36 protein-coding genes, 1 other RNA gene and 1 pseudogene are annotated in these 25,489 nt (G+C 64.7%); 35 read left to right on the top strand and 3 right to left on the bottom strand.

Features of this window, described 5'->3' with window-relative positions:
• Nucleotides 1-54: 54 nt before the first annotated feature.
• The 3 genes and pseudogenes from DVU_RS05445 to DVU_RS05440 form a co-directional block, all read right to left on the bottom strand.
• A pseudogene (locus tag DVU_RS05445) lies at nt 55-633 on the bottom strand (integrase core domain-containing protein); the annotation flags it as partial.
• Nucleotides 610-750 carry a hypothetical protein gene (locus DVU_RS16985; RefSeq protein WP_010938444.1) on the bottom strand — a complete coding sequence of 47 codons (141 nt, stop codon included), beginning with the start codon at nt 748-750 and terminating at the stop codon, nt 610-612. The pseudogene DVU_RS05445 and the gene DVU_RS16985, both read right to left, overlap by 24 nt.
• 639 nt (nt 751-1,389) lie before the next feature.
• The gene (locus tag DVU_RS05440; RefSeq protein WP_010938443.1) at nt 1,390-2,157 is read right to left on the bottom strand and encodes a LexA family transcriptional regulator; all 768 of its coding nucleotides are present in this window, start codon (nt 2,155-2,157) and stop codon (nt 1,390-1,392) included.
• A gap of 261 nt (nt 2,158-2,418) precedes the next feature.
• Between DVU_RS05440 and DVU_RS05435 the strand changes: the two genes are divergently transcribed.
• The 35 genes from DVU_RS05435 (at nt 2,419) to DVU_RS05265 (ending at nt 25,448) form a co-directional block, all read left to right on the top strand.
• Nucleotides 2,419-2,844, top strand: coding sequence for a hypothetical protein (locus tag DVU_RS05435; RefSeq protein WP_010938442.1), 426 nt, complete (start codon nt 2,419-2,421; stop codon nt 2,842-2,844).
• Nucleotides 2,841-3,110 (top strand): helix-turn-helix domain-containing protein, encoded by a 270-nt coding sequence (locus DVU_RS05430; protein ID WP_010938441.1) that lies wholly within the window; start codon nt 2,841-2,843, stop codon nt 3,108-3,110. The genes DVU_RS05435 and DVU_RS05430 overlap by 4 nt, the downstream gene beginning before the upstream one ends.
• On the top strand, nt 3,110-3,598 hold the full coding sequence (locus tag DVU_RS05425; protein WP_014524319.1) for a hypothetical protein: 489 nt from the start codon (nt 3,110-3,112) through the stop codon (nt 3,596-3,598). Before DVU_RS05430 ends, DVU_RS05425 begins: the two co-directional genes overlap by 1 nt.
• Nucleotides 3,599-3,821: 223 nt before the next feature.
• The gene (locus DVU_RS05420; RefSeq protein WP_010938439.1) at nt 3,822-5,975 is read left to right on the top strand and encodes a Mu transposase C-terminal domain-containing protein; all 2,154 of its coding nucleotides are present in this window, start codon (nt 3,822-3,824) and stop codon (nt 5,973-5,975) included.
• Nucleotides 5,972-6,709 carry an AAA family ATPase gene (locus DVU_RS05415; RefSeq protein ID WP_010938438.1) on the top strand — a complete coding sequence of 246 codons (738 nt, stop codon included), beginning with the start codon at nt 5,972-5,974 and terminating at the stop codon, nt 6,707-6,709. The genes DVU_RS05420 and DVU_RS05415 overlap by 4 nt, the downstream gene beginning before the upstream one ends.
• Nucleotides 6,702-7,334: a hypothetical protein gene (locus DVU_RS05410; protein ID WP_010938437.1), complete on the top strand. Its 633-nt coding sequence runs from the start codon at nt 6,702-6,704 to the stop codon at nt 7,332-7,334. The genes DVU_RS05415 and DVU_RS05410 overlap by 8 nt, the downstream gene beginning before the upstream one ends.
• 2 nt (nt 7,335-7,336) lie before the next feature.
• Nucleotides 7,337-7,525 carry a hypothetical protein gene (locus tag DVU_RS05405; RefSeq protein ID WP_010938436.1) on the top strand — a complete coding sequence of 63 codons (189 nt, stop codon included), beginning with the start codon at nt 7,337-7,339 and terminating at the stop codon, nt 7,523-7,525.
• 1 nt (nt 7,526) lies between these two features.
• A complete protein-coding gene (locus tag DVU_RS05400; protein ID WP_010938435.1) occupies nt 7,527-8,039 on the top strand; it encodes a host-nuclease inhibitor Gam family protein in 513 nt (170 codons plus the stop codon).
• A gap of 17 nt (nt 8,040-8,056) precedes the next feature.
• On the top strand, nt 8,057-8,296 hold the full coding sequence (locus tag DVU_RS05395; protein ID WP_010938434.1) for a hypothetical protein: 240 nt from the start codon (nt 8,057-8,059) through the stop codon (nt 8,294-8,296).
• A 13-nt stretch (nt 8,297-8,309) separates the two neighbouring features.
• A complete protein-coding gene (locus DVU_RS05390; protein ID WP_010938433.1) occupies nt 8,310-8,597 on the top strand; it encodes an HU family DNA-binding protein in 288 nt (95 codons plus the stop codon).
• Nucleotides 8,595-8,663: hammerhead ribozyme type II (locus DVU_RS05385), an RNA gene on the top strand. Before DVU_RS05390 ends, DVU_RS05385 begins: the two co-directional genes overlap by 3 nt.
• 15 nt (nt 8,664-8,678) lie before the next feature.
• Nucleotides 8,679-9,137 carry a hypothetical protein gene (locus DVU_RS05380; RefSeq protein ID WP_010938432.1) on the top strand — a complete coding sequence of 153 codons (459 nt, stop codon included), beginning with the start codon at nt 8,679-8,681 and terminating at the stop codon, nt 9,135-9,137.
• Nucleotides 9,134-9,610: a regulatory protein GemA gene (locus DVU_RS05375; RefSeq protein WP_014524318.1), complete on the top strand. Its 477-nt coding sequence runs from the start codon at nt 9,134-9,136 to the stop codon at nt 9,608-9,610. The genes DVU_RS05380 and DVU_RS05375 overlap by 4 nt, the downstream gene beginning before the upstream one ends.
• On the top strand, nt 9,607-9,972 hold the full coding sequence (locus DVU_RS05370; RefSeq protein ID WP_010938430.1) for a hypothetical protein: 366 nt from the start codon (nt 9,607-9,609) through the stop codon (nt 9,970-9,972). The genes DVU_RS05375 and DVU_RS05370 overlap by 4 nt, the downstream gene beginning before the upstream one ends.
• Nucleotides 9,956-10,420 carry a helix-turn-helix domain-containing protein gene (locus DVU_RS05365; protein ID WP_010938429.1) on the top strand — a complete coding sequence of 155 codons (465 nt, stop codon included), beginning with the start codon at nt 9,956-9,958 and terminating at the stop codon, nt 10,418-10,420. The genes DVU_RS05370 and DVU_RS05365 overlap by 17 nt, the downstream gene beginning before the upstream one ends.
• 73 nt (nt 10,421-10,493) lie before the next feature.
• The gene (locus tag DVU_RS05360) at nt 10,494-10,862 is read left to right on the top strand and encodes a putative holin (protein ID WP_010938428.1); all 369 of its coding nucleotides are present in this window, start codon (nt 10,494-10,496) and stop codon (nt 10,860-10,862) included.
• Entirely contained in the window at nt 10,862-11,527 is a 666-nt protein-coding gene (locus tag DVU_RS05355; protein WP_010938427.1) for a transglycosylase SLT domain-containing protein, read from the top strand. Before DVU_RS05360 ends, DVU_RS05355 begins: the two co-directional genes overlap by 1 nt.
• The gene (locus DVU_RS05350) at nt 11,520-11,933 is read left to right on the top strand and encodes a hypothetical protein (RefSeq protein WP_010938426.1); all 414 of its coding nucleotides are present in this window, start codon (nt 11,520-11,522) and stop codon (nt 11,931-11,933) included. The genes DVU_RS05355 and DVU_RS05350 overlap by 8 nt, the downstream gene beginning before the upstream one ends.
• Complete coding sequence (locus DVU_RS05345) at nt 11,887-12,192, top strand: lipoprotein (RefSeq protein ID WP_010938425.1); 306 nt, start codon at nt 11,887-11,889, stop codon at nt 12,190-12,192. The genes DVU_RS05350 and DVU_RS05345 overlap by 47 nt, the downstream gene beginning before the upstream one ends.
• Nucleotides 12,189-12,662, top strand: a complete 474-nt coding sequence (locus tag DVU_RS05340) for a hypothetical protein (protein WP_010938424.1) — start codon at nt 12,189-12,191, stop codon at nt 12,660-12,662. The genes DVU_RS05345 and DVU_RS05340 overlap by 4 nt, the downstream gene beginning before the upstream one ends.
• Nucleotides 12,659-12,901, top strand: coding sequence for a hypothetical protein (locus DVU_RS05335; protein WP_010938423.1), 243 nt, complete (start codon nt 12,659-12,661; stop codon nt 12,899-12,901). The genes DVU_RS05340 and DVU_RS05335 overlap by 4 nt, the downstream gene beginning before the upstream one ends.
• A gap of 11 nt (nt 12,902-12,912) precedes the next feature.
• Nucleotides 12,913-13,509 (top strand): hypothetical protein, encoded by a 597-nt coding sequence (locus DVU_RS05330; protein ID WP_014524317.1) that lies wholly within the window; start codon nt 12,913-12,915, stop codon nt 13,507-13,509.
• 50 nt (nt 13,510-13,559) lie between these two features.
• Nucleotides 13,560-15,044 (top strand): hypothetical protein, encoded by a 1,485-nt coding sequence (locus tag DVU_RS05325; protein WP_010938421.1) that lies wholly within the window; start codon nt 13,560-13,562, stop codon nt 15,042-15,044.
• Nucleotides 15,045-15,103: 59 nt separating this feature from the next.
• A complete protein-coding gene (locus tag DVU_RS05320; protein WP_010938420.1) occupies nt 15,104-15,724 on the top strand; it encodes an OB-fold putative lipoprotein in 621 nt (206 codons plus the stop codon).
• A gap of 84 nt (nt 15,725-15,808) precedes the next feature.
• Nucleotides 15,809-17,401, top strand: a complete 1,593-nt coding sequence (locus tag DVU_RS05315) for a DUF935 domain-containing protein (RefSeq protein WP_010938419.1) — start codon at nt 15,809-15,811, stop codon at nt 17,399-17,401.
• On the top strand, nt 17,401-18,702 hold the full coding sequence (locus DVU_RS05310) for a phage minor head protein (protein WP_010938418.1): 1,302 nt from the start codon (nt 17,401-17,403) through the stop codon (nt 18,700-18,702). Before DVU_RS05315 ends, DVU_RS05310 begins: the two co-directional genes overlap by 1 nt.
• A 189-nt stretch (nt 18,703-18,891) precedes the next feature.
• Nucleotides 18,892-19,842, top strand: coding sequence for a phage protease (locus tag DVU_RS05305; RefSeq protein ID WP_010938417.1), 951 nt, complete (start codon nt 18,892-18,894; stop codon nt 19,840-19,842).
• 15 nt (nt 19,843-19,857) lie between these two features.
• Nucleotides 19,858-20,205 (top strand): head decoration protein, encoded by a 348-nt coding sequence (locus DVU_RS05300; protein ID WP_010938416.1) that lies wholly within the window; start codon nt 19,858-19,860, stop codon nt 20,203-20,205.
• An 8-nt stretch (nt 20,206-20,213) separates the two neighbouring features.
• Entirely contained in the window at nt 20,214-21,209 is a 996-nt protein-coding gene (locus DVU_RS05295; RefSeq protein WP_010938415.1) for a major capsid protein, read from the top strand.
• 280 nt (nt 21,210-21,489) lie between these two features.
• The gene (locus tag DVU_RS05290) at nt 21,490-21,921 is read left to right on the top strand and encodes a DUF1320 domain-containing protein (protein WP_010938414.1); all 432 of its coding nucleotides are present in this window, start codon (nt 21,490-21,492) and stop codon (nt 21,919-21,921) included.
• A complete protein-coding gene (locus DVU_RS05285) occupies nt 21,921-22,361 on the top strand; it encodes a phage virion morphogenesis protein (RefSeq protein WP_010938413.1) in 441 nt (146 codons plus the stop codon). The genes DVU_RS05290 and DVU_RS05285 overlap by 1 nt, the downstream gene beginning before the upstream one ends.
• A 14-nt stretch (nt 22,362-22,375) precedes the next feature.
• Nucleotides 22,376-22,912 (top strand): hypothetical protein, encoded by a 537-nt coding sequence (locus DVU_RS05280; RefSeq protein WP_010938412.1) that lies wholly within the window; start codon nt 22,376-22,378, stop codon nt 22,910-22,912.
• Between the two features lies 1 nt (nt 22,913).
• Nucleotides 22,914-23,294, top strand: a complete 381-nt coding sequence (locus DVU_RS05275) for a hypothetical protein (RefSeq protein ID WP_010938411.1) — start codon at nt 22,914-22,916, stop codon at nt 23,292-23,294.
• Between the two features lie 9 nt (nt 23,295-23,303).
• Nucleotides 23,304-24,989 carry a DUF2586 domain-containing protein gene (locus DVU_RS05270; RefSeq protein WP_010938410.1) on the top strand — a complete coding sequence of 562 codons (1,686 nt, stop codon included), beginning with the start codon at nt 23,304-23,306 and terminating at the stop codon, nt 24,987-24,989.
• A 12-nt stretch (nt 24,990-25,001) separates the two neighbouring features.
• On the top strand, nt 25,002-25,448 hold the full coding sequence (locus DVU_RS05265) for a hypothetical protein (protein WP_010938409.1): 447 nt from the start codon (nt 25,002-25,004) through the stop codon (nt 25,446-25,448).
• The last annotated feature ends 41 nt before the right edge of the window (nt 25,449-25,489 follow it).

Raw genomic sequence — 25,489 nt, 5'->3', positions numbered from 1 at the left:
ACTTGCGCAGAAATAGCATTCAACTGACACTTGCCATACCGGCTGGAGAGCTGATCAGACTGCGTAGTGTCCTTCGTTGTCTTCTTTCGGCTCCCCTTCGGGAAGGCTATCAAGGAAGGCTTGATAGGGTGTCCGGGTGTTCATGTTTCTGCCTTGGTGTGCCCGCTTGTGGTTGAAGTGGCGCAAGTCGGCATCAAGGTCTGTCTGCATTTCACCCAGTGACTCACCCAGTTTTTCTGCCCCTGAATCCTGAAATATTCATCAAGCAATGTCCTGAGCATTCGCTTCACAAGGCCGTTGCTTTGCGGACGCTGCCCCGGATTGTCCGATGTTCGACACCTTCCAGTTGCATGAACAGCTCGTAGGGGTGGCCTGTCGTGGCGTCCGCAGAATTCCCGGCCATTATCTGAATGCACCGTAACGACTGGCATGTCGTGCCGTCGAAAAAGGGCAGGACAGACTCGTTGAGCATATGCAACGCCGGAACCGGCAGCTTACTGGTGTACAGCCAGCTGAAGGCGTAGCGGATGTGACAGTCGATGGCTGATTGCAGATAGACTTTCCCCACGAAAACGTATCCAAAGCCACCAGATAGCCGCTGCACCGGGTTTAAATATGGCGCTCGCGGATTTCACCGAACTGCAGCCCCGGATACTCCAATAATACGGCCCCCTTGCTCTCGCCATCCAGTCCGCTTGCAAGCTCTAGCAGGCTCAACTTCCTTCGTTTTATCTTCCTGCCAGTGGGCATGTTGGCCTCCTTGCTGGTGACTGATGAAGTGTCGCGACCTCATCGCTACCCAGTCGGGCACAGCATGACCACTTCCTTTCGGAGGGCATCCTGTCAGGCCATAACTAGCTCAGCACATTCAGCCCACCACCTTCACTCCCTCGAACGGGGCTATATTCGACGCAATTTGTCGCGCACGCCCCGAACTCGAACCGCAAGCGGTGCCGTATCAATACAGGCAGACGATTCGTCGGAATCGAGCTCTCCACCGGGTACCATGAGAGGACATCAAACCGCTTCGCCGAGACCGATCAAAACATGGCCCAAAACTAGCCCAAGGCGGAGCTCCCAGCCAGCATGCTACCGGGGCTTTTTACCGTACTTTCCAGTGCCAATTTTCCCGCTACACAATGCCAATATAGGGGCTAGCGGAAGTTGAGAAAGGGCATGGGGCCTAGATCCAATAGGAAGGATGTCGGAAGAATCTAGGAATGATGCGGGTTAAAGACGAGCGGGAGCCTCAATCTGCCCACGCTTAAAGAGTTGAGCACGAGACTGCAAAAGCTCTGCGATTTGTCACTCAAGATGAGAAAAGGAAGCCCCGGAGTTTGCGCTGAAATAGACGCAAATTACCGGGGCTTTTTTGTGCAGTTGATTTTTCTAGCTCAGTTCGCGCCCCACCCAAACAGCTCGACCAATGATGCGGATACCGTTCGCGAGGTCTCCGCGCGCGTCGACTTCAAGAGGAGGATACGCAGCATTGTAGCTGGTCATCACGAGCTTGCCGGGAGTGGCATTGATAAGCTTGAGATAAACCATGTCTTCAACCCCCACTGCGTAAAGAGCCCCTGGCCGTGGGGTGAGTTGACTCTGGTCGATGAGCACAACGTCGTTGTGTTTGACTTCCGGCTCCATGCTGTCACCCGCCACGCGCATGAGAACCATTTGAGAGGGACACCCCTTACGCATGAGGAAGTCCATGCGGAATGCGTAACGACGTTCTACGTTTGCACCCGTCTCAAAACTGCCAGTGCCCGCACTCAGACGGGCTTCGACCATGGGCATCATCATAATCTGGCAATCAGCACATTCGATGATTCCGTCATGCTCCACATCAAGAGGTGTTGCCTGTCTGGTGGCCAAGAGCCGTCGAGCAACCTCTGCTTTCTCTAGTGTAGGGGAAGGATCTGCGGATTCATCGGGGTCGGCCACCTTCTTTCTCCCTCGCCCAAAGAAAAGCCAATCAGCTGATACATCGTATCTTCTTGCTGCCTCATAAATCCATGCAGGAGGGATTCGACCTTTTGATTTTGCGCTGTAAATCGCTTGATGAGAGAGCCCCAGCGCTGCGGCTAATGCGGCGTCACTTCTGGTTTCAGTCGCCTCATTGAGGCGGGAAAGGATTTCTTCCCAGCTTGCATCTTTCATGGGTAGAACCTGCAAATTAAGTTGCAAGTTTTGGATTCGTGCAACTCTACGAATTAACACGTATTTGCAACTTTTAGCATAGAGCTAAACCTGCAAGGCAACTTTTGCTTGATTATGCCGTCCAAAAGTGTATTTTTGCCTTGCGGGTGGTTAGGAAAAAGTTTCGCTAACCCTACCTAAACCGCCCGCGCTTACGGGTCAATGTCCACAGCCTGATAATGATTGGACGTTAACCCCTCACTCTGACGGACGGTGTTTCTCATGCGGCAACTCTCCCTCTTCGACGACGACAACGGTGCGCTAGCCGGTGTCATGCCTGCCATACGCGCAGCCATGAACCGCGCTGCCGGGGCCGATGCCGAAGGGCGGAAAAGGCTGGTCGACCGCATCAATGCGCTAGCGACCAACGCCGGGGTGCGCCTGACGCAAGGGAACACCAAAACCATCAGCAAGGACTTGCTCGACAAGTGGCTTTCGCCCTCCGACCGGGAACACACGCCGTCACTCCTGGCTGTTGTGGTGTTCTGCAAAGCCACGGGCGACCCGGCTCCGCTTCGTGCTGCCCTGAAGGTGCTGGGGCTGGATGTGATGACAGCAGAAGACAAGCGACAGCGCGACTACGGGCGTGCCTGCCTTGAAGAGAAGGCCGTTCGCAAGCGCAAGAAGATGCTGGAGGAGAACATATGAACGTGATGACGACACGCAGACGGCAGTGCGGTGCCGCGCGGGCCAAGATGCGCTTCCGCATTCGCGAGGAGCTTGAACGGCGCGGGCTGACCATGACTTCGCTGGCGGCGCAGATAGGCGTCTGCAATCAGGCCGTGTCGAAGACCATCAGCGGCATGACGCACAGTCCGCGAGTGCTTCAGGCTCTGCGGGAAATCGGTGTCCCGGAAAAGTACCTCTGCGATCCTGCGAAGTTTGAAGAAGTCACGGAAGGGAAGGTGGCGTGATGACCAAGAACACCCCGAACGATCTGCTGGAACGCCTGCAAAAAGGGGAATGCGATGTGATGCAGGCGTTGGCGAACAATATGCTGAATGAGGCTGACGCTACCCTCGTGCTTGGCACCGTCGCAAGCAGGCTCTGGCTACCCAGTGGTTATGTGGCGACTGTCGAAGTGCGCCCAATCGCCTCGCATGTTTGCGATGCGGATGCCATCCACAGCCGGTGGCAGCGTGCTTCACGCACTGAAACGGCTCCGTCGGAGAACACCGAGAACCGTGCCGAGCACAAAGCTGACCCTTACCCTTGGCTAGGCCCTCGCACCCACTTGATGCTCCAGACTCTGCACGCCGACCCCATTCTCAAGAACAGATTCTTCGCCGTGGCAGACCTCCTCGAGGAGCAGAAAGTCCCCTTCCACTACTGGCTGTTGATGCAAGCCATCGTCGACGCCGGAGGCACTTTGTTCGGCCCGGTTTTCAATGAGCCTTACTAGAGGATGCTCCCGCAGTTTTTCACCTAGAGCCACAGAGCGCCCGCACGCATGTGTGTTTGAGCGCCAGATGGCCCGCTACCGCGACCGTGTAGGACGAGCCGTAGGGAGTTTCCGGCTCGGAGAGATGTAACGGCGAATACCGCAAGTCACGCGGGACGCAGCCCGGCGCGGCACAAGCCGGGCACCATTTAACCACAGCAGGCAACCCGCAACGGTGGACGCAATGAAGACGAACAAAGACGCATACACGACTCGCGAATTGGCAGAACTCTTGTCCTTGAGCAGACAGGGCATGGAGTGGCGCGCCAAGCGCGAGGGCTGGACGTCGCGTAAGCGTCCGGGCCGTGGCGGCGGTAATGAGTGGCTGGTGAGTTCGATGCCCGAAGACACAGTGCTGGCGATACAGGCCGCCGAAGTGCGGAACGCCATCGCCACGCCCGCCGCCGCATCACCAGCCGTCACGGCCCACGATGTCGCCAGCGTGGTCGCCATCGACCCCAAGCGCCGCCAGAAGGCTCTGGCCCGCGCCGACCTCGTCCGCGAATACACGCACTGGCTGCGTAGGCATGGCACCTCCGCGAGGAGCCGGGCCGACTTCATGGCCGCCTACGAAGGCGGGGCATGGCCTGAACTGCTGCAACAGATCGGCCCGACCAGCTGGAAGACGCTGGAGCGCTGGAAGGTGCAGCAGCGCCGCGCGGGTGACGTGCTGGCCATCGCCGACAAGCGGGGCATCGCCCACAGGGGGCGGTCGCTGCTTACGGAGAGGCATCGCCAGATCATCCTCGGGCTGGCCCTCAACATCAACAATCCCGCCATCAGCTACGTGTGCAACGAAGCCGTGGCCCGCTGCCGGGCCGAAGGGCTGCACATCCCCGCCCCGGCGACCATTCGCCGTTTCGTGGGGCAGTACATGCAGGAATGCTACGCCGAGTGGACGTTCATCCGCGAAGGCAAGAAGGCGTGGAACGACAAGGCAGCCATCTACTTCGAGCGCAACTGGGGGCTGGTGGAGGTGGGCGACATCCTCATCGCGGACGGACACGTGCTGAACTTCGAGTCCGTCCATCCCGAAACGGGGAAGCCCTGCCGCATGACACTGCTGCTCTGGTTCGACGGGGCCAGCAGCTACCCGCTGGGCTGGGAGGTCATGCCCACCGAGAACACGGCCTGCATCAGTTCGGCCCTCCGCCGGGCATGCCTGCGCCTCGGCAAGATTCCGCGCATCGCCTACCTCGACAACGGCAAGGCGTTCCGGGCCAAGCATTTCAAGGGCTGCGCCGACTTCCGGCAGGCCGGGATCGTGGGCCTGTACGAAGACCTCGGCATTCAGGTCATCCACGCATGGGCCTACCACGGTCAGTCGAAGCCCATCGAACGGTTCTTCGGCACGTTCCACGAGCTTGAGAACTGGGTGCCCTCGTACACGGGCCGCAGCATCGACACCAAGCCCGCCCGGATGCACCGGGGCGAAGTGACGCACCGCAAGCTCTACGCAGCCATGGGCGGACGCCCGTTGACGCTGGAAGAGACGCATGCGGCCATCGCCCACTTCTTCGACACCTATGTACGTCGACCTGCCCGAGGGCACCTCAAGGGCCGGACACCGCAGGAGGTCTTCGCCGCAGGACGCGGCCCCGGCCTCGACGGCGAGGAGATGACCCGCCTGAACATGTGGATGCTGGAACGCGAGGTGCGCGAGATCGACCGGGGCGGCACGGTGCGCCTCATGGGGCGTCGCTACTTCGCCCCCGAACTCTACGGCAAGAAGCACCCGGCCATCATCCGCTACGACGCGCAGCGCCCGCAGAGCGTACTCGTCTACGCCACGGACGGGCGTTTCATCGCCGAGGCCAAGGAGATGCAGACGCTGCACCCCGCCGCCTACTACCTCGGCGACGAGAGCGACCAGCAGGCCCTTGCGGACGCGCTCACCATCCGGCGCGAGCAGGAGCATCTGGCGGGCGGCACGGCCCGCGCGCTGCTCGAGACGGTGGTCAAACCCGAGACCCGCCAGCGCATGGAGCGTCTGACCGTCTCTGCCCGTGCCCCTGAAGCCTTGCCGGAGTCATGCCCCGCGCCCGTCATCACCGACGAGGAGCGCCACGCGCACGAGGCCATGCTGGCAGAGCACAAGGCCGCCATGGCGGCCCGGCCCGCCTACGACGCGCCCACGTTCTTCGGCTCCGCGCTCGAACGCTACGAGTACCTTTTTCAGGTTTCCGAGGTGCAGGGCCTGCCCCTGACACCGGCAGACGCGGCTTTCAAGAGAGATTACGAGCAGACGCCCGAATACCTTGAAGTGGCCCTGCCGCGCTACGAACAGCAACGCCGCCTGAACGCTCGCTTGGCGGCCATGGAGGAGGCACACGCATGAAAAAAGGCATCCTGATCGAAACGGACAACGTGACGCGCCTGCGCGCTGCCGTGAAGCAGGCCGAGGACACGGAACGCGGGCGGCCCGGCATGGTGGCCGTGTGGGGTGAGGCAGGCGCTGGCAAGACCATCGCGGCGCACAGCCTGTATGCCCAGCGGGGCGGGGTCTTCCTGCGCGCCATGGAAGGTATGAGCCAGCACGCATTCCTGCAGGAGTTGTGCTGGGAGGTGAAGGGAACGCGCCCGCACGGGTCGCACCGCTGCCGGGCCGACATCCTGCGAGCGCTCGAAGAGGAACCCGCCACCGTCTACGTGGACGAGGCCGACAGGCTCGACCTGCGCAGGCTCGAAGACCTGCGCGACATCCACGACATCACCGGGTGCCCTGTGGTGCTCATCGGTGAGCAGCACCTGCCGGGCAAGCTGGCAGAGCGCACCCGCATCGACGACCGCATCCCCGAAGAATACCGGGTGCCGTTCTCCGGCATCACGCCGCGCGACGTGAGCCTCTTCGCCCTTGAGGCGGCGGAGATCGTGCTCACCCCCGGCGCGGCGGGCCTCATCCACAAGCAGGCCAAGGGCAACTTCCGCCGCATCCACAACCTGATGCTCTCGGTGGAGTCGGCAGCACGGGCGCATGACACCACGGAGGTGGACGAGGCACTGGTGCGGGCCGCCATGCCCGCAGCCCGTTCTTCGGCTTCGAGGGCACCCCGGAGGGGGCAGCATGCGTAGCGATGCCATGGACGCCCTGCGCGCCGCCCTGCGTGCGTTCTGCCCCACGGGCAAGGAAACGGTGACCGTGCCCCAGTTGGCGGAAGCCCTTGGCCTGACGACGGAGAGCCAGAAGCAGTTGCTGCGGCGCAGGCTGCTCATCCTCGCCACGCGCGGCGAGACAGAGAAGGTGGGCCGTGGGGTGTGGCTCTTCATCCCCGGCAAGGAGCCATCGCGCCGGGGGGAAAGCTACGTGCGCATGTGGCGGGCTATCCGCATCCAGAGCGTGGGCTGGAAGCGTCAAGACATCGCGTTGATCGCTCGTGTGGATGCCACTGCCGTGGGACGCTACACCCGCTGGCTCGAAAGCGAAGGGTACATCGCCAAGAGCGGGCAGGAAGGCAATGCCAACCTGTGGCGCACGACCGCCAAAGGGCGTGACCATCGCCAGACCCCGTGGCCCCCTGTCGATATCCCCGACCCTTACGAGGACGAGCGCAAGGCCACGGCCCAACTGTGCCGTATCCTGCTGCTGGAAGACCCGGACAAACCCCGTACCCGGAACAGGATCCAAGAACAGCTTGCGGTGCTCACCGCACGTTTCTGCACCACAGGGGCCGACACCCCGCAAATCACGGAGGCATGAACATGGTCGCCGCCAAGATCAGGGACGCCCGCCTCGCGCTGGGCGTGCTGGCCGGACAGGTCAGCGAGGAAAGCTGGGGCCTCATCCGCTGCGTACAGAACGAACTGGACGACGCAGCCGGGCAGGCCGAGACCCTTGAACGTGAACTGACCGTGCCCGCGCCGGGCGCGAAGCATGAAGGAGGCATCTAGCATGAGCAGACGCAAGCCCAACCCCGTCATCGTGGCGGACATCCGGCAGGCCGAGGGGGCACTGGCCGAGATCGCCACCATCGACCGCAAGGTGGGTGAGATCGAGGCGCAGATGAACGAGGCCATCGATGCCGCCAAGGCCCGTGCCAGCCAGAAGAGTGCGCCGCTCCTCGCCCGCCGCAAGGAACTGGAAGACGGCGTGGCCACCTTCGCCACCCTGAACAAGACGGAGATGTTCAAAGACCGCAAGAGCCTCGACCTTGGCTTCGGCACCATAGGCTTCCGGCTCTCCACGCAGATCGTGCAGATGAGCAAGATCACCAAGGACATGACGCTGGAGCGCCTGCGCCAGTTCGGCATCAGCGAAGGCATCCGCATCAAGGAGGACGTGAACAAGGAGGCCATGCAGGGATGGCCCGACGAACGGCTGGAAATGGTGGGTCTCAAGCGCCGCACCACGGATGCGTTCTACATCGAAATCAATCGTGAAGAAGTGGCGGATACCGCTGCCTGAAGGCGGAAGGAGTCAGCATGAAACGCTATGGCATCGACATCACGCGCTTCGGGCGGCTCTACGCCGAACGGGTCTTGAAGGATGGCACCCTGCAACCGGAACGGCTGCCGGAGTTGTCGAGGCTCAAGTCCTACAGGGAACAGCATGTGGAGGCCCGCATGGGCATCGACCACGCCATCCGTGAAGAGGCGGGCAAGGTGCTGGTGGCAGCGGGACATTGCAAGGCAAAGGTGCGGCGCGTGTTGCGCCTCAATTGAAAAGGAGGAGACCATGAACAGGAAGGAACTCGTGTCGGCGGTGCAGAACACGCTGGAACGGACGGGCTGCAAGATCACGCGCCGTGATGTCGAGCGCACTCTGGATGTCTTTGGGGACGTGGCGGCTGCGGAACTGCTCGAAGGGGGCGACGTGCCCCTGCCTGTGCTGGGCAAGCTGCGATCGGTCGAGCGTGCCGCGCGCGCCGGGCGCAACCCGCGCACGGGCGAGTCCATCGCCATCCCTGCCCGGCGGGTGGTGACGTTCAAGGCGGGAAAAGACCTGCGCGAAGCCCTTGGATAGCGAAACCGCCCCCGGTGCGGGGCGGTCGTCGGAGCGTGGCGGCTCCGGCCTGACGAGCAGCCGAAAGCCAAAGGTAAGGACATGGCCGAACATCGTAAAAAAGTGGCGTCACTTTGCGTCAGAAACAGCGCAAACACAGGCCGCACCCTTGAGTTCTTCCCCGCCAGCGAGTGGGAGGGGCCGGAAGGCTTCTACCGCATCCGCGTGGGGCGCAAGTGGATGGACGGCACACACGGGGCCAAGCGTTTCTTCAGTACCGATGAGATCGCCGCCGTGGTGGCGCAGCATCTCTTCGGTGGCGATCTAGATACGGCGGCCCGGACGCCAGACCGCCCGGAGGCCCTCGGGCGTGGAGTGCGCGTCTCCGCGCCCACTGGCGGCGAGGAATCCCCGCACGAGGTGACCCATGTGGTCACGGAAGCACCGATGCAGGGGCGTGACGGACGGTGGTACGTGGGCGTGCATCTGTACGGGCGAGGCGTCGTCATGGTGCCCGCCGAGGCGTGCATCCTGAAACATCAAGCGAGTCATGCAAGATGAGAACGCATCCCGCACAGCGCAGGGCCATGCTGGCCAAGACGGCCATCGCCGTGAAGCAACTCGGCCTCGATGACGAGACGTTCCGCGCCATGCTCCGCAACCTCTTCGGTCGCGAGTCGCGCAAGGAACTCAACGACCATGAACTGGCCCTGTTGTGTGACCATCTCGCCACGCTGGGAGCCTCGTTCACGGCCAAGGATGCTCCCCGTGAAGGCAAGCCCTTCCGGCGCAAGGCCGCCGGGCGGCGTTCGGACTGGTACGAGATCCCCGAAGGGCCACTGGCCGCGCTGAAGCGCAAGATCGCCGCGATGTGGCGCGAACTCGGGTACGACATGACCAGCCTCGACACCCGTGTCCGCCGTTCGTTCGGAGTGGATGCCTTTCGCTGGCTCGAAGACGAGCGCCATCTGCGCACCCTGCTTGCCGACCTCGAAACCCGCCTGCACGCGCAACGGCGCAAGGGCCAAGCATGACGGATGGAGAGCGGGCGGCGCTGGCGGATGAGATCAGGCGACGTTACGGGTCGGCGCACCGGTTCTGCAAGGCGACCGGGCTGCCACGCGGCACGGTCTATCAGGTTCTTTCAGGCCGCTATGCCGGGGACATGACCCGGCAGGCCAACCGGATTCGCTCGGCGTTGCAGCGCCGCGTAGCATCCGTCCCCACGGTGGAGGGCATCATGCAGATTCTTCGTAAACACGCCTGCGCTCGGTGCATGGTGCGCAACAGTTCGCTCTGTGCAACCTGCCTGCCCGTGTTCACCGCACAGGCCAAGGAAATCATCGACCTGCTGCCTATGCAGACAGAAGGAGGCTGCCATGGCGACACTGATTGATGACGTGGTGAAGCTGGTTGCGGGCGGCTGGCGGCCCTACCGTGGCGATGTGGATGCCAGTGTCTACGACGCGCTGGAGTGCCCCCGCCTGCCCATACCCGGACGCAATGCGCCGAAGAGCGGCGGCCCGTACTGGTTCCACCGGGCGGACGTGTTCCTCTGCCTCGGTTGTGGCAGGCGTTGCAGCCTGAACAGGCCCAACGGCTTCCAGCCGCCGCTACCCGTGCGCTACCCCGTCAGCAAAGAGCGGCCCTTCACGCTCACTCCGCAGGAGATGGTCACAAGACTGCGCCTGCTCAACGTGCATCAGGCGGCCTATTGCCTGAACGTCAGCCCCGGCCAGATATACAACTGGATAGCCGAGGGCAGACTGCGCCGATTGAAAGAGGCCCCCGTGCGCGTCCCTTCCGAGGATGTGCGGGCGATGATGGAGAACTGGGAGGAATAACCCTCCACAGCTTCCACCAATTCAGGAAACATCCTGCCATGTCGCTATGATCCTCCCTAAAAAGGAGGATCATATGCGTTTCTTCCCCTCGCTTGCTTCCCTGTTCCACCGCCTGCCCCGCATGGGCTGGTGCCTAGCCCTCTCTGTCCTGCTGCTGGGGCTGGTGGGCCTCTTCTCTCCGCAGCAGCTACCCGTCATCATCTACAAAGGATCGCTCCTCTCCCTTGCGGGGACAGGGGGCTACTGGCTCGACCGCTGGGCCTTTCCGTACGCACGCCCGGATTCGTACCTCGTGTACGAATGGAAGGACGAGGACGAGTTCAGCGACGGCGTTGAGGACTACCCGGTGGTGGAGAACTGCCAGCGCCTGTTCATCGCCGCGAGCCTTCGCCGGGCCGCCGTCATGGCAGTGGCGATGCTGGCCGTGGGGCTGGGGCTGTGATGAAGGTGCGTTCTTACCCCGCATTGCCCACCTGCATGGGTTGTTGCCTGCTGTTGGTGCTGGCCCTCATGTGGACATCAGTCACCAAGGCCGCCCCATCCATCCCCGCGCAAGCCCTCCAGCACCGTTATCAACTCATTCGTGAAGCACGTGTGCAATGGGGGATGTCTGCACCCACAGCCACCTTCGCCGCGCAGATCCACCAAGAGAGCACGTGGAACGCCGACGCCGTGTCGCCGGTGGGCGCGCAGGGGCTGGCGCAGTTCATGCCCGCAACCGCCCGCTGGTTGCCGCAGGTGGCCCCGGACACGGGCAAGCCCTTGCCGTTCAACCCCGCGTGGTCACTCCGCGCCCTTGTCACCTACGACCGCTGGCTATGGCAGCGGGTGCAGGCCGTCACGCCCTGCGACCGCATGGCCATGACGCTGGCCGCCTACAACGGCGGCCTCGGCTGGGTGCAGCGCGATGCCCGGCTTGCCGCCGCACGCGGACTGGATGCCCGGCGGTGGTGGGACAACGTGGAGACCGTCAACGCCGGACGCAATCGTGCGGCGTTGACCGAGAACCGGGGCTACCCCCGGCGCATCCTGCTGACGCTGGAACCCGCCTACATGGCGGCGGGCTGGGGCGGGGGCATATGCAGTGAAGGGGGTCGGCATGACTAGCGTAAGGCTCATCCTGCACCAACTATGGGCATTGCGTGGCGTGCTTCTGTGCGCGGCGCTTGTCGCTACGGTCGCTGTTCTGGCCGCGCGTTGTGACTACCTCGGCAGCATGCTCGACCTGCGCGAGAAGCTCTACGCGGCATCCGTGGCCCGTGAAACGGAGCTCCGCGACAAGTTGAGCGAAGCCGCCCGAGCACTGGAACTGGCCAACGGGGCAACCAGCGCCCTGTCAGAACTCGCCGAGGCGTGCATGGAGAGAGAGGCAGAGGCCCGCGCGGACTTCGCGGCCCGCACCGCCATCATGACCAACGTCAAGCCACGCCCCCGCACCGATGCGGAAGCGCAGGAGGTTGTCGACGATGCCACGCGCCATGCAGCCGCTGCTCGCCTCAACCGTCCTTGGTAGCATGCTGGCCCTTTGCGGGCTGACGGGGTGTGCCTCACGTCCTGCGCCGCCGCCATCGGTGCTCGTCGTGGCAACGCAGCCGTGCCCGGCCCCGGTTCGGCCCGTCTTGCCCATGCTGGACGGCACGCTCCCCTTCGATGCACCGCCCAACGTGGCGGCCCTGCTGAAACGCGACGACGCCTTGCGCGGCTACGCCAAGGGCCTTGAGGCCGCTGTGGACTGCTACCGCGCCCAAACCGCACCTATGGAGAACCGATGAACCCCGCAGACATCACACAACTTGTCGAAGCCCTGCAGATGATCGCGGGCATCCTGCAGCAACTCGGCGTGCCCGGCCTCGTGTCGCTCATGCTGGCCGGGCCTGCCGCCGTGCTCATCACCGTGCTCATCCTCGACCACCTGCGCAGCAGACGGCAGGGCGAACTGCTGGAGACCTACCGCTCCGACGTGGCCGACATGGTGAAGGAGATGCGCGAAGACTCGGCCTGCAAGCTGGAGAGCTACCGGGCCGACATGCAGACCGTGCTGCGCGAGCTGGGCGACCACCAGCAGGAGACGGCCCAATACTACCGCGACAATGTGGAACTGGTGAAAGCATACGAGCGCATCGCCACCGGCCTGCAGGACGTGGTGGTCAACAACACGCGCACCATGGAGCGGGTGTTGAGCCTCATCGAAAACAACATGATGTGCCCCGCCGTGCGCGAGGCAGCAAGGGGGAAGAAATGAGCGAACGCACCCAGTACCTTGGGCAGCGTGTCGAACTGCGCCAGCAGCGCCAGCGCAAGGCGGTCGATTGCGAGGCTCTGCGCGACAGGGTGAGACTGTCGCTGCCCATCGCCGAAGAGGTGGGCACCCTCGACCGCGAGCAGTTCCTCGACGTGGCCATGGCCCTGTACGAGCGCCTTGGCGAATTGCAGGCCCTCGACCACAAGCTGGGCATCCTCAACCGCGAACTGGGCGACTAGCGGAGTGACACATGGGCCGCGAACATGAGCCGGAAACCGTGTGGCGGGCGCAGGAACTCTACTGCGTCGACCGCCTGTCGTTCGAGCGCGTGGCAGAGAGCACCGGGGTGGCCGTCTCCACCCTGTGCCGCTGGGCGGACAAGTACGGCTGGCGCGACAAGCGGGAACAACTCGCCCAGGCTGAAAGCGAGATCCGCGCCGACAAGGTGCTGGCGCGCTCGAAGACCCTGAAGGCCCTGCTGGCCAAGCCGGATGCACAGAACGCCTTCGCCGTCTCCGCGCTGGAATCGCTGGCCCTGAAAGAGGCCGAGGCCGCCCGGCAGGGGCAGACCCTGTCCGATGCCACCACGGGCGAACTGCCTGCCATCCACACGCGGGCCGATGCCGTGTCCGCCGTGCGCAAGGCGGTGGAGCGACGGCTGCACATGCTGCTGGCCCGGCCCGAAGCGGTAGACCTGCGCGCCCTGCAAGAGGTGCAACGCTGCCTCGACCTGCTGGCGACGCTGGAACGTACCGTCGCCCCGGACGAGACGCCGGAGGCGGAACGCTCGCGTGGTATCCCCGTCGACATCGTCCAGACCCTGCGCGAGGCGTTGGGACTCAAATGATGGCGGCCCGCGTTCTGTCCGCTGCAACCCTCTTTCCCGCGTGAGGACACATGCACACCGACCCCGACATCCTGCTGGGCTACCAGCGTGCGTGGATCAACGACAGGCATCCGGTCAAATGGTGGGAGAAGAGCCGCCGCATCGGTGCAAGCTGGGCCGAGGCCCTCGACGCCGTGCTCGCCGCGTCCGTCACCCGTGAAGGCGGTGGCCAGTCGACCTACTACCTCGCCTACAACAAGGACATGACCGAGCAGTTCATCAAGGACTGCGCGTGGTGGGCGCGGGCGCTGAACGTGGTCGCCGGGCAGATAGAGGACGGCCTGCGTCTGCTCGGCGACCCTGATCGTGACGTGCTGGTCTACCGCATCCGCTTCGACAGCGGCAACGAGGTGGTGACCCTGCCGTCGGAGGCGCGTAGCCTGCGGTCGAAGCAGGGGCGCGTGGTCATCGACGAGGCGGCCTTCGTGGACGACCTCGAAGAGGTGCTGAAGGCCAGCATGGCCCTGCTCATGTGGGGTGGGCAGGTGCGCGTCATCTCGACCCATAACGGCGAGGAGAACCTTTTCAACGAACGGGTGCAGGAGATCCGCGCCGGAAAATGGGACTATGCCCTGCATCGCACCACGCTGGACGATGCGCTGGAGTTGGGACTCTACAAGGCCATATGCCGACAGACAGGCCGGGAGTGGTCACCAGAGGCCGAAGACGCATGGCGCACGGACATCGTGCATCGCCACGGAGACAACGCCGACGAGGAGCTGTTCTGCATCCCCAAGCGGAGCGGCGGGGCATGGCTGCCCGGCGCGCTCATCGAGGGCTGCATGGCCGAACGGGCCGAAGACGTGCCGGTGCTCCGGTGGCGGCCTCCTGCCTCCGACTTCGTGGACTGGCCCCTGACCGTGGCGGAAGAGCATGTACGCCAATGGCTGGCCGCGCACCTCGATCCGCTTCTGGCTGCATTGCCCAAGGACAGGGCGCACTATGTGGGCGGCGACTTCGGGCGTAACGGCGACCTTTCGGTGTTCTGGCCCCTGACCGAGCGCGTGGATCTCACACTGGCCACGCCGTTCGTGATGGAGTTGCGCGACGCCCCGTTCCGCACGCAAGAGCAGATACTCGCGCATCTCGTCAACGGGCTGCCGGGCTGCGGTGGGGTGTCACTGGACGCGCGCGGCAACGGACAGGCCCTTGCCGAGTTCGCCCGGCAGACGTGGGGGCCTTCCATGGTGGCCGAGGTGATGCTCTCTGAAGGCTGGTATCGGGAGCATATGCCGCGCGTTAAGGCCCGGCTTGAAGACCGGGCCATCGTCCTGCCCCGTGATGCGGACATCAAGGACGACCTGCGCAGCCTGCGCATGGTGCGTGGCGTGCCCAAGGTGCCCGAAGGCCGAAGCCGGGGAGGTTCTGGCCAGCGTCACGCCGACTCTGCCGTGGCGCTGGCACTGGCACAGCACGCGCATGCCACGCTGGGGGCGGTGGAACCGTGGGAGGTGGAGACGGTGGAACGCTCCATGTTCGTGTCTCACATAAATTAACATCATTTTCTTGATATAATGTGTCATCAGCGATATGCGGCAAGCAAACAGGAGGAATTATGACTCAGTTTTTTGGAGCGATTACTGCTATTGCAATGCTTGCTGCGCTGGTCGGGATCATTCTTCCCAAGCAACTGTTGTTCTTCTTGCAGCCGCACCACAGAACGCGCCTTAAGGCGTTTGGCTTTTACTTTGTCATTGCCCTTGCCTGTTCTCTCGTAGGCACTGCGCTCATGAGTCCCGAAGAAAAAACGAGGCAAGCCCAAGTGCGACAAGAGGCAGAAGCTGTGCGAGCCGTAGAGAAGGCAGAAAAGGAGCGTGCGCAAAAAGCCGAAGCAGAGGCCAAGGCAAAAGCCGAGGCGCAGGCCCTCCAAGCCTCACGCATCAGTGCGAGGGATCTGTGGGCTGCCTATGATGCGAATGAAGTGGCTGCCGACAACAAATACAAGGGCAAGAGAATCCTCGTTGTTGGCACGGCCACGGACATCAAGAAAGACATCACAGGGTCTCCGTATGTCGCGATGGCAGTCGACCAGTTTGGCCTTACCGGGGTCAACTGCATCATGGAGGACGAGGCAAGTGCTGCGAAAATAAGCCGTGGGGCCAAGATCCAAGTCGTGGGCACGGTCAACGGCATGAGCATCGGCAACGTCTTCTTGCGAGACTGCCAGATTAACTAACATTCCCACGCACATTCCTCACCCCTTCCGGCAAACATCCCCGCCATTGCATAGCCTCCTGTCCAAGCGACAGGAGGCTTTTTCATGCAAACCCCGCAAGGCCCACGCGGCCTGTACCTGCCTGACGGCAGTTTCAGACCCTTCGACGCCGAGGCGTTGACCTCGGAGATCGCCACGCGAGAGCGGGCGGGCGACTTCCTTTCCCTCATGGGCAGCCACCTCGGCATTCTGCCCGACCCCGACCCGGTATTGCGCGCCCGTGGTGACGATGTACTGGTGCTCAACGACCTCGCGGCGGACGATCAGGTGACCACGGCCATGCTGGGCCGCAAGAACCGGGTGCTCAATCGCCGTGACTACGCTCTGGAACCGGGCCAGCGCAAAGGCCAGCAGGCAGATGCCGACGCCACGCTGCTATGCGACAGGCTCACTGAAGACATGGAGCGATGGGATCTTGCCGGGGTCATCTCCGGCATCCTCGATGCGCCGTACTACGGCATGACACCGCTCGAACTGCTCTGGCGTTTCGACGGGGGCTGGTGGCACCTTGCGGATGTCACCCCCCGCCCGCCGGAATGGTTCGGCTACAATGCCGAGAATGAACTCGTCTGGCGCGGGGCCGCGCAGGTAGAGGGCACGCCCCTGCCTGCGGGCAAGTTCGTGGTGGCCCGGCATCACCCCACCTATCGCAACCCCTACGGCCTGCGGCTGCTCTCGCGTTGCCTCTGGCCCGTGGCCTTCAAGAAGGGCGGCGTCACCTTCTACACCACCTTTCTTGAGAAGTACGGCATGCCATGGGCCGTGGGCGTGGCCCCGGCCAGAGCCAGCAGGGATGAGAAGCGGGCCATGGCGGCAGACCTCGCCCGCATGGTGCAAGACGCGGTGGCCGTCATCCCCCACGGGGCGGATGTACGCATCGAGACGCCCACAGGGCAGGTGGGTGACCTGCACGAAGCCTTCCTGCGCCGGTGGGACGCCTCCATATCCAAGGTGCTCATGGGGCAGACCCTCACCGTGGAACTGGACGGCAAGGGCGGCTCACGCGCAGCGTCCGACACGCACAAGGACGTGGCGGACGACATCGCCGAGGCCGACCGCCGACTGGTGGAGGCGGCCCTGAACGAGGTCGCGTGGGTCTACGCGCAGATCAACCGCCCGGCGGCACTTGCTCCGCTCTTCGCCTACAGCGAGCCGGAAGACCTGCTGGCCAAGGCGCAACTGGACAAGACGCTCACCGACACCGGGGTGGTGTTCCGCAAGGCGCATTACCAGAGAACGTATTCACTCGACCCCGAAGAGTTCGATGTGCGCCAGCCGGAAGCCACGCCCCCGGGCGGCGCGGCGTCCCCCGCCTTGTTCTCGTCCCCCCGGGCGACCTCCTCCGAACCCGACCCGGAAGATGGTGCGTCGCTCGCCGAACTGGCCCAACGCACCATCGACGCCACCATAGAGCGTCACCTGCCTGAAGCCCTGCGAGCGAACGCCGCCATTGTCACGCAACTTGAGAAAGCCGTGCAGACTGCGGAAAGCTGGAACGACCTGCATCTTCTGCTGGCGGAACATCTGGGCAGGGCCTTGGAGCCGGACGCCCTTGAATCGTTGCTGACCGAACTCATGCTCGCGGCCTCGGCCTATGGCCACGCCGCCGCCGAAGCTGAAGAGCAAGGGGGTGCGTGATGCCCCCCTCCATCACCGAACTCACGGTCAAGCCGCTGCCGCCTGAAGAGGCGCTGGCCTTCTGGCGAGACAAGACGCCCATCACCGCAGAGGTCTTCAAGTCGCTGGAAGCGGGAGCACGGGCGCGGGCCTTTGCCGTGGTGGGGCTGGCGCGGCTCGATCAGGTGAGTGCGTTACAGACTGCGCTGGCAGACGCTCTGGAACAGGGAGAGACGCTGGCCTCGTTCCAGAAGCGGGCCGCCGCCATCATCGAAGAGGCGGGCTGGAAGGGCCGCCGGGTGGAGAACATCTTCCGCACCAACGTGCAGCAGGCCTATCAGGCCGGGCGCTACGTCCAGATGCGCAGGGCCAGCAAGGCCCGCCCCTACTGGCAGTATGTGGCGGTACAGGACAGGCGCACCCGGCCAGCCCACGCCGTGCTCGACGGCAAGGTCTACCCCGCCGACCACGAGTTCTGGAACGCTCACTACCCGCCCAACGGATTCCAGTGCCGTTGCACGGTACGCAGCCTCTCGCCCCGTCAGGTCGAGGCGGAAAGGCTGACCGTGGAGCGCAACATGCCGGGGCCGCAGGTCTGGACGGACGCCAAGACGGGCATGGAGCACTTCGTGAACATGCCCGGCCCGGACAGGGGCTTTGCGGGCAACCCCGGCAAGGACTGGCTGCAGGGACTCGCCCCCTCGCCACTGGATGACGGCGCGGTGGTCTTTCCGCAAGCCCCGGCCCTGTGCCGCCGGGGCGGCCCGGCCTTTGCCGACCACGACCAGAAGGGCGACCCGTGCCGTCCTCCGCTCGCATCCCTCGACCCGCGTCACATCCTGCCCATACGCGAGGCAGACCTGCTGCCGCGCGGTCTGGCCCACACGGCATATGTGCGGGCCTTCCTTGCCGAGTTCGGCCTGAACGACATGGACGCCAGCACGGTGATCACGCTGCCGGGCGTGAAGATGCCCGTGGTCATCAGCAAGGCCCTCCTCATCGACAAGGCCAGCGGAGAGTTCAAGGTGACCAAGGAGGGCCGTGAAGCCTATCTGCGCCTGCTGGCTCGCACGATCAAATCCCCCTACGAGATATGGCTCACACCCGCCGCCCTCGCGGGAAGAAGGCATGCGGCGCTACGCCTCATCCGCCTTTTCAGGGGAAAGGGAACCACCATCGGAGGCTTTGCCGTGTTCTCGCTCATAGGCCGTAACTGGCACGGCAGCACGGTGTTCAACCCGAAGGGGACGAACACCAAGAGCATGCTGGAGTATCTGGAGCGGCAGCGCGCAGGGACGCTGCTCTATCGGGAGGGGGAATAAGACAGCCCCGAAAGGGCAGGCCAGACGAGGCAGGCGACCCACTTACTTGCGACCCTCCGCCTGCCGGAGGTTCAGTGGTTATGCCGTCAAGCGCCGTCCCATCTCTCCGCAATGGAGGGGTGGAAGCAACTAGGCATAGTCATCGCCTTTTGTACGCAACACGTAAGCCCTCATTGCCAAGGAGTCAACATGACAGCACAGCCCGAAACCGCGTGGATAGCCATCGCCCGCACCGGCACATGGAAGGACAGCAGCGGCAAGAGCCATACGTTCACGACCCGCGACTTCGACGCCATCATCCGCAACTACGACCCCGCCACCGAAGAGGCCCCGCTGGTGTTCGGGCACCCCGCCGAAGACGCTCCGGCCTACGGCTGGGTGCAAGCCCTGCGGCGTGACGGAGAGACATTGCTCGCACAGCTTGCACAGGTTCCGGCAGCCGTGCGCGAGGTCGTGCAGAGTGGGGCCTATCGGTACGTGTCCATGGCCCTGCACCCCGGCGGCGATCGCCTGCGGCATGTGGGGCTGCTGGGAGCCGTACCGCCAGCCATCAAGGGCCTCGGCCCGGTGCAACTGGCCGACGGCGAGGGCGTCGTCTCCATCCAGTTCGCCGCGTCGGGGCGTGAAGCCCCCGGAGGAAGCATGACCCCTGAAGAGTTGCAGAAGCGCCTCGGCGCACTGGAGCAGCAGCTGCAGGCCCTGAACGAGGCCAACGCCGCGCTCAAGGAACAGCTGGCCACCAGCGAGAAAGGCCGTGCCGAGGCCGAGCAGGCCAAGGCCACCGCAGAAGAAGGCAAGGCCACGGTCGAAGCGGAGTTCTCCGCCTACCGTGGCGAGCAGGTCAAGGCGTCCCGCATGGCCCGCCTCGAACGCCTCACCGCCGAAGGCCGGGTCACCCCCGGCGAACACAAGGACATCCTCGCACAGGTCGAGGCCCTCTCGAAGGTGCCCGACCCCGTGGAGTTCAGCGACGGCGTCAAAGAGACGCTGGAGGAGCGTCTCTGGAAGGGGCTTGAGGCCCGCACCCCCTCCGGCCTTGCCATGACCTTCTCCGCGCCCGGCGGCCCGGCCCATGGCCCGGCCCATCCCCCGTTCCGCCAGCCCGAAGCCTCCACCCCCGACCTCTCACGCAAGATCTAGCAAGGAGACGACACCATGCCCGCCAACGAAGGGGTGCTCGGCACCTTCTCTTTCAAGGGTGAACACGCCCACACCATGGATCACCCGCCCGTGCTGCGTCAGGGCGCGGTGAAGGCCTCCAGCGGCATCTACCCCGCTGGCCTCGTCCTCATGCGCGACGCGCAGGACAAGCTCGTGCCGTGGGACGGCTCCGCCACGCCTGCGGGCGTGTGCGACGTCCCCTGCGACACCGCCACCAGCGCAAGCTGCATCTATCTGGCCCACGGCTCGGTACGGGCCGCCGCTCTGACCAAGACAGGCGGCGCGACCCTCACCCCCGCCGACCTTCGCAGCCTCGAAAAGGCCACCATCTACGCCCTGTAGGAGACATCATGCTTGCATCACTCAAGAACGTATTCACGGCGCAGGCTATCGCGGCATCGCTCACCAAGCTGCCCGACCTCGCCACCACCGTGCTCGACACCGCCTTTCCCGACAGGCCCACGCATCCCTTCCCCGTGGTGGGGGTGGGCGAACTCACCGCCATCGTGGGCACCGTGCCCGTGGTGCGGCGTGGCGGCCAGCCCGTGGCCGTGGGCGGCGAAGGCTATGACGTGCAACTCATCGCCCCCAAGCCCGTGAAGCCCGCCATCGAAGTGACGGCGGCGGAACTGAACGACCTGCGCATGATCCTCGGCAACGCCGCAGCCCTCGACATGTGGCGTAGCAACAAGATCGACACCCTGCGCCGCCTCGTGCGCGACACCACAGAGGCCATGGCCTCGGTGGTGCTCTACACCGGGCAGGTGAACTGGCCCTCGCGGGGCGATGGCGGCAACAGCGAAAGCTACGTCATCGACTACGGCAGCATCCTCAACCACACCATGCAGGCCAAACTCACGGCATCGTCCAAGGTCAGCGAGGTGTTCAAGCTGCTCACGGCCATGCGTACCCGCATCCGTGAAAGCGGCATCGGCGGCAAGGTCGCGTTCCACGCAGGGGCCGACGTCTTCGCCGTGCTGCTGGACATCTGCCAAGGCTGGACGAGCACAGCCGAAGGCGGAGGCATCCGCGTCGAGATGAGCGAGGGCAAGTTGAGCATCGGCGGCTTCTCCGTGGCCCTGATGGACGAGACCTATCCGCACCCGGTCACCGGGACATGGACGCCCAAGCTCGAACGCAAGGCGCTGGTGGGATACGCCACCGACGTGCCGGGCAAGGTCTGGTACTGCGCCATCGACTCCATCAGCGCAGCCAACAGCGCCACCCCGTTCTATGTGGTGCCCGAACCCCTGCCGGGCGACTCCGGCTACCGGCTCATCGCCCAGTCCAAGCCCCTGCCCGCACGGAATCCGAGGACTATCTGCAAGACCGTGGCGGTGGACTAGGCGCTACGTCCTTTTGCCCACCGGCTGCGTCAGGCCACGCCGCGCGCTGCGGTCACGTACCCACAATGTACGCTCCCTCGCTCGCGGCGGGCCTTCCTAGCCGGTGAACAAAATCCCCGTAGCGCAGGAGGCTAGGCAACTTCTCGCCCGCCGTGAGTCTTCACGGAGGGCGGCGACCGGGCAAAGGCCCGTAGGGGCCGCGAAAGGGCTGGAACGGGCAACGGCAGGGGGGCGGCCCTTCAGACTAGTATGAAACCAGTATGAAACGCCGGGAACGACCATGGAATACTGCACCAGAGACCACATCACCGACCTGCTGCTCGAGGACTACGTGACCGTGGCCGAGCAGAAGAACCCCGGCATCGTCGAACGCACCATCGCGGCGGTATCCGGCGAAGTGACCGCCATGCTCGCGTGGCGGTATGTCACCCCGTTGCCCGCCGTCCCCGACCTGCTGCGGTACATCACCTCGGTGATCGCGGCGTACCGCATCGTGCAGGCCATCACGTCACTGGTGGACACCGAGGGCAGCACCAACAACGAGTGGCTGCCCCTGCAACAGCAGTGGAAGCGAGTCACCGCCCAACTCGACGACATCGCCGCCGGGCGGCTACGGCTGCCGCCCCCTGCGCAGGAACTGAACACCGACCGCGAGGAGGCCAGCGTGGCCGTGGTCACTCGTCCCCCGCTGTTCGATCGAAGAGGGTTCTGATGGCCAAGACAGGAGTCTCACTCGAATGGAACGGCCTTGACCGGACGCTGGGCCGGGCCGCCAGAGAACTGGCGAACAGGCGGGCCATACTCGATGCCGTGGGCGAGACGCTCGTGTCGTCCACCATCCAGCGGTTCCGCGATGGCGAAGGGCCGGACGGTGAACCATGGGAGGCGTCACACAGGGCCAAGGAGGAAGAGGGGCAGACGCTGGTGGATACGGCGCGGCTTCGCAACTCCATCGGTCATGCCGTCACGAACGACGCCGTGCTGGTGGGCACAGCCGTGGAATACGCGGCCATACATCAATATGGCGGCAAGACCGGGCGCGGCCACGCGGTGACCATGCCTGCAAGGCCCTACCTCGGCCTGTCACAGGAAGACGCGAAAGAGGTGCAGAACCTCCTCGCGCAGCATCTAGCCAGCGCCTTCAGGCGCTGACCGGGAGCGAAGAGTTGAGAACGCTGGCCCACTCCATCATCGCCACGGCGGCAGAGGCCGCTGGCCTGCCCGCCGGGCGCGTCACCACGCAGAGCGCCAAGGACAACATCACGCTGCCGCGCCCGCGTCTTGAAGTGCAGTACCTGCCCGAAAGCTACCTGCGAACCGGGCGTGTGCTGTGCCGCCAGCGCGACGGGGCGTCGACCCCGCCGGTGCAACGCACCCGGCGTGAACTCTACGCCGTCCGGTTGCCTGTCGTGGCCCACGTTCTGGCTGATGACGATGCATGGCTGGACGCCTTCACCCCCGCCTTCGTCGCGGCATTGCCCCCCGGCGTGAACGATGCCCGAGGGCTGTGGGTGGCCGTACGCGTGCAGCGGGCGGAGTTCGCAGGCTACGCCGAGAAGCGCGTGGGCGCCGCGACGGTGAACGTGTTCACCAAGCGCTCGCGCCTGTTCACCATCGACTTCACATGGCGGGTGGCCACCGAAGAGGTCGTCCGCCTGCTCACCGACATAACCATCACGCCCCGCATGGGGCAGGGAGGCTGACATGGCAAAGAAGAACGACCCGCAGGCGGCACAGGCAGAGCAGGCGACGCAGAACGCCGACACTCCCCAGATGTCACCCGGCATGACCCCGGACATGGCTCCGGGCACGCCGCCTGACATGACGGACGGCACCGGGGCCGAAGGACAGGCCGCAGAGGCAGAGACGGCTTCCGAAACCGGGGCCGTGCCCCCCGCGTCCGCAACAGCGGCGGGCCTCTCGCTGCTCTCGCTGGACGAACTGGCCATGCGCTACCGGGTGCCCTCGTGGCAGCAGGCCGCGCTGGCCCGGCTGTGCGGCTGGGAGACGGGCAAGCGCGTCACCACCGAAGACTACGAACAGGCCCTCGACGTGCTGCATGCCCGTCCGCAGGGTGGCCGATAGGGAGGCAGCATGGGCGACGTACTCGAATATCTCGTGGATGGAACCTCGGGCCTCGCGCCCGGCGGCGTGGACGGTGCCGCCATGATCGTGGGCGTGTGCTCCAGGGGCGAACCCGGCAAGGGCTACCTGCTCGGCAAGCGAAGCGACCTTGCGGGCCTGCTGGGCGTGGGGCCGCTGGTGGACGCCTTGCGCGACGTCTTCGCCACAGGCGGGCAGAACCCCACCGTCATCGCCGTGCCCGTGGCCGGACAGCCTGCGGGCTATATCTCACCCGTGCGCCAGTCCGGCCCCGGCGCGGCGGTCAAGGTCACCGGCGTTCCGCAGGCCAACGCGGACATCGTGCTCAAGGTGGCCAGCGACGGCACCGTGGGGCTGGCCAGCGTGCAACTGTCCAAGGATGGCGGGGCCACCTTCGAGACACAGCAGGCTTCGGCCACGCAGATCACCGTGCCCGGCACCGGGGTCACCTTCACCTTTCCCGACGCGGGCGAACTGAAGACCGCAACCACGTATGCCTGCAAGGCCCGCATGGACGTCGGCCCCGTGACCCGCACCGGAACCGGCCCGGCCATCACGCTGGCGGGCACGCCCAAGGTGGGGGGTGAACTGGTGCTGGAGATCATGCGCGGCGGTGCCCGCAACGAGGGCACGTACCGCCTCTCGCTCGATGGTGGCGACACCTTCACCGCCGTGCGCACCATCCCCGTGGACGGCACGGCCCCGGCTGGCGACACGGGCATCACCATCACCTTCCCCGCAGGGGACTACGTTGGCGGCACAAGCTACGCGGCCACGCTGCTGGCCCCGGTGCCCTCCATCGTGGACGTGATGGCCACGCTGCAACGTCCCCTCGAACTGTACGACGTGGAGTTCGTCCACATCGTCGGCCCGTCCGACTCTGTGGACTGGGCGGCGGCACAGGCCAAGGCCGACGAGTTGTGGAACCTGCACAGGCCCACCTACTTCAAGCTTGAGGTCCGCCTGCCCTACGACGGCGAAGACCTGAACGACTGGGTGGCCGGTCTTCTGGTGGAACGTGAGGCCTTCAGTGGCCGCTTCGTGCAGGTGTGCGCCCAGTTCGGCGAGGTGACCGACGCCACGGGCCAGCGCAAGACGCGCAACTTCGGCGGCCTTCAGGCCGGGCGGGTGCTCTCCATCCCGGTACAGCGGGCCACGGGCCGGGTGCGTGACGGAGCCATCGCGCCGGGCGTGCTGCCCGCAGGATGGAACGAGGCCGTGCAGGGTGCCCTTGAAAAGGCCGGCTACGTCACCGCCAAGACCTATGCCGGCCTTCGCGGGGCCTACTGGGCAGACTCGCGCACCATGGCCGAGGTCACCAGCGACTTCCAGTACGAAGAGGTGCTGCGCGTGGTGTTCAAGGCCGTCCGCAAGCTGCGTATCGCGGCGCTCAAGTCCATGTACGACGAACTGGGCGACCCGCTCGTGCCGGAGAACGCCGCCGGGCTGCAATACCTGCGTACCAACCTCGAAAGCGCCCTGACCACCATGACCGCCGCCGTGCCGCCCGAGATGGCGGGGTATGTGGTCACCATCCCGCCGGGGCAGGACTACGTGAACAACGGCGTCGCCGTAGAGGCCACGCTCATCGGCATTCCCATCATCCGGCAGATCAAGCTGTTCGCCAACTACGCCTACGCGGGCAGTGCCTTCGATCCCCGGCTCAAGGCCGCGTAAAGGAGACGACACATGGGCATCAACGGCAGATTGTACGACTGGGAAGACGTGAGCATCAGGCTGCCCAGCGGGGAGACGGTGGGCGTCACCGAAATAGGCTACAAGGACGGGCAGGATGTCGACCCGCGCTACGGGCGCGGCTCCACACCGCGCGGCTACGGGCGCAAGAACTATGAGGCGTCCGGCTCCATGACCCTCGACCGCGACGAGTTCGACAGGCTGGCGCGCGAACTGACGGCGACAGGAGGCGGCATCTACGACCATGTGCCGTTCCCCATCGTGGTCAATTACGCCAACGAAGACCAAGGCACCATCACCGACACGCTGCCCGCCTGCCGCATCACCAGCTTCGACACCTCCGGCAGTCAGGGTGAGGCCAACGTGGGTGCGGTCAAATGCGAGTTCAAGATACTGGAACCCATCCTGTGGAACGGGCTGCCCGCGAAGAGGAGGAGGTAAAGAAAATGGCGCAATGGTTCCTTTAAACAAATGCAACTATG

It is taken from the genome of Nitratidesulfovibrio vulgaris str. Hildenborough (assembly GCF_000195755.1).
GTDB classification, from domain to species: domain Bacteria; phylum Desulfobacterota; class Desulfovibrionia; order Desulfovibrionales; family Desulfovibrionaceae; genus Nitratidesulfovibrio; species Nitratidesulfovibrio vulgaris.
The sequence above is the reverse complement of the archived record's forward strand: the minus strand, read 5'-3'. Positions and strand labels throughout refer to the sequence as shown.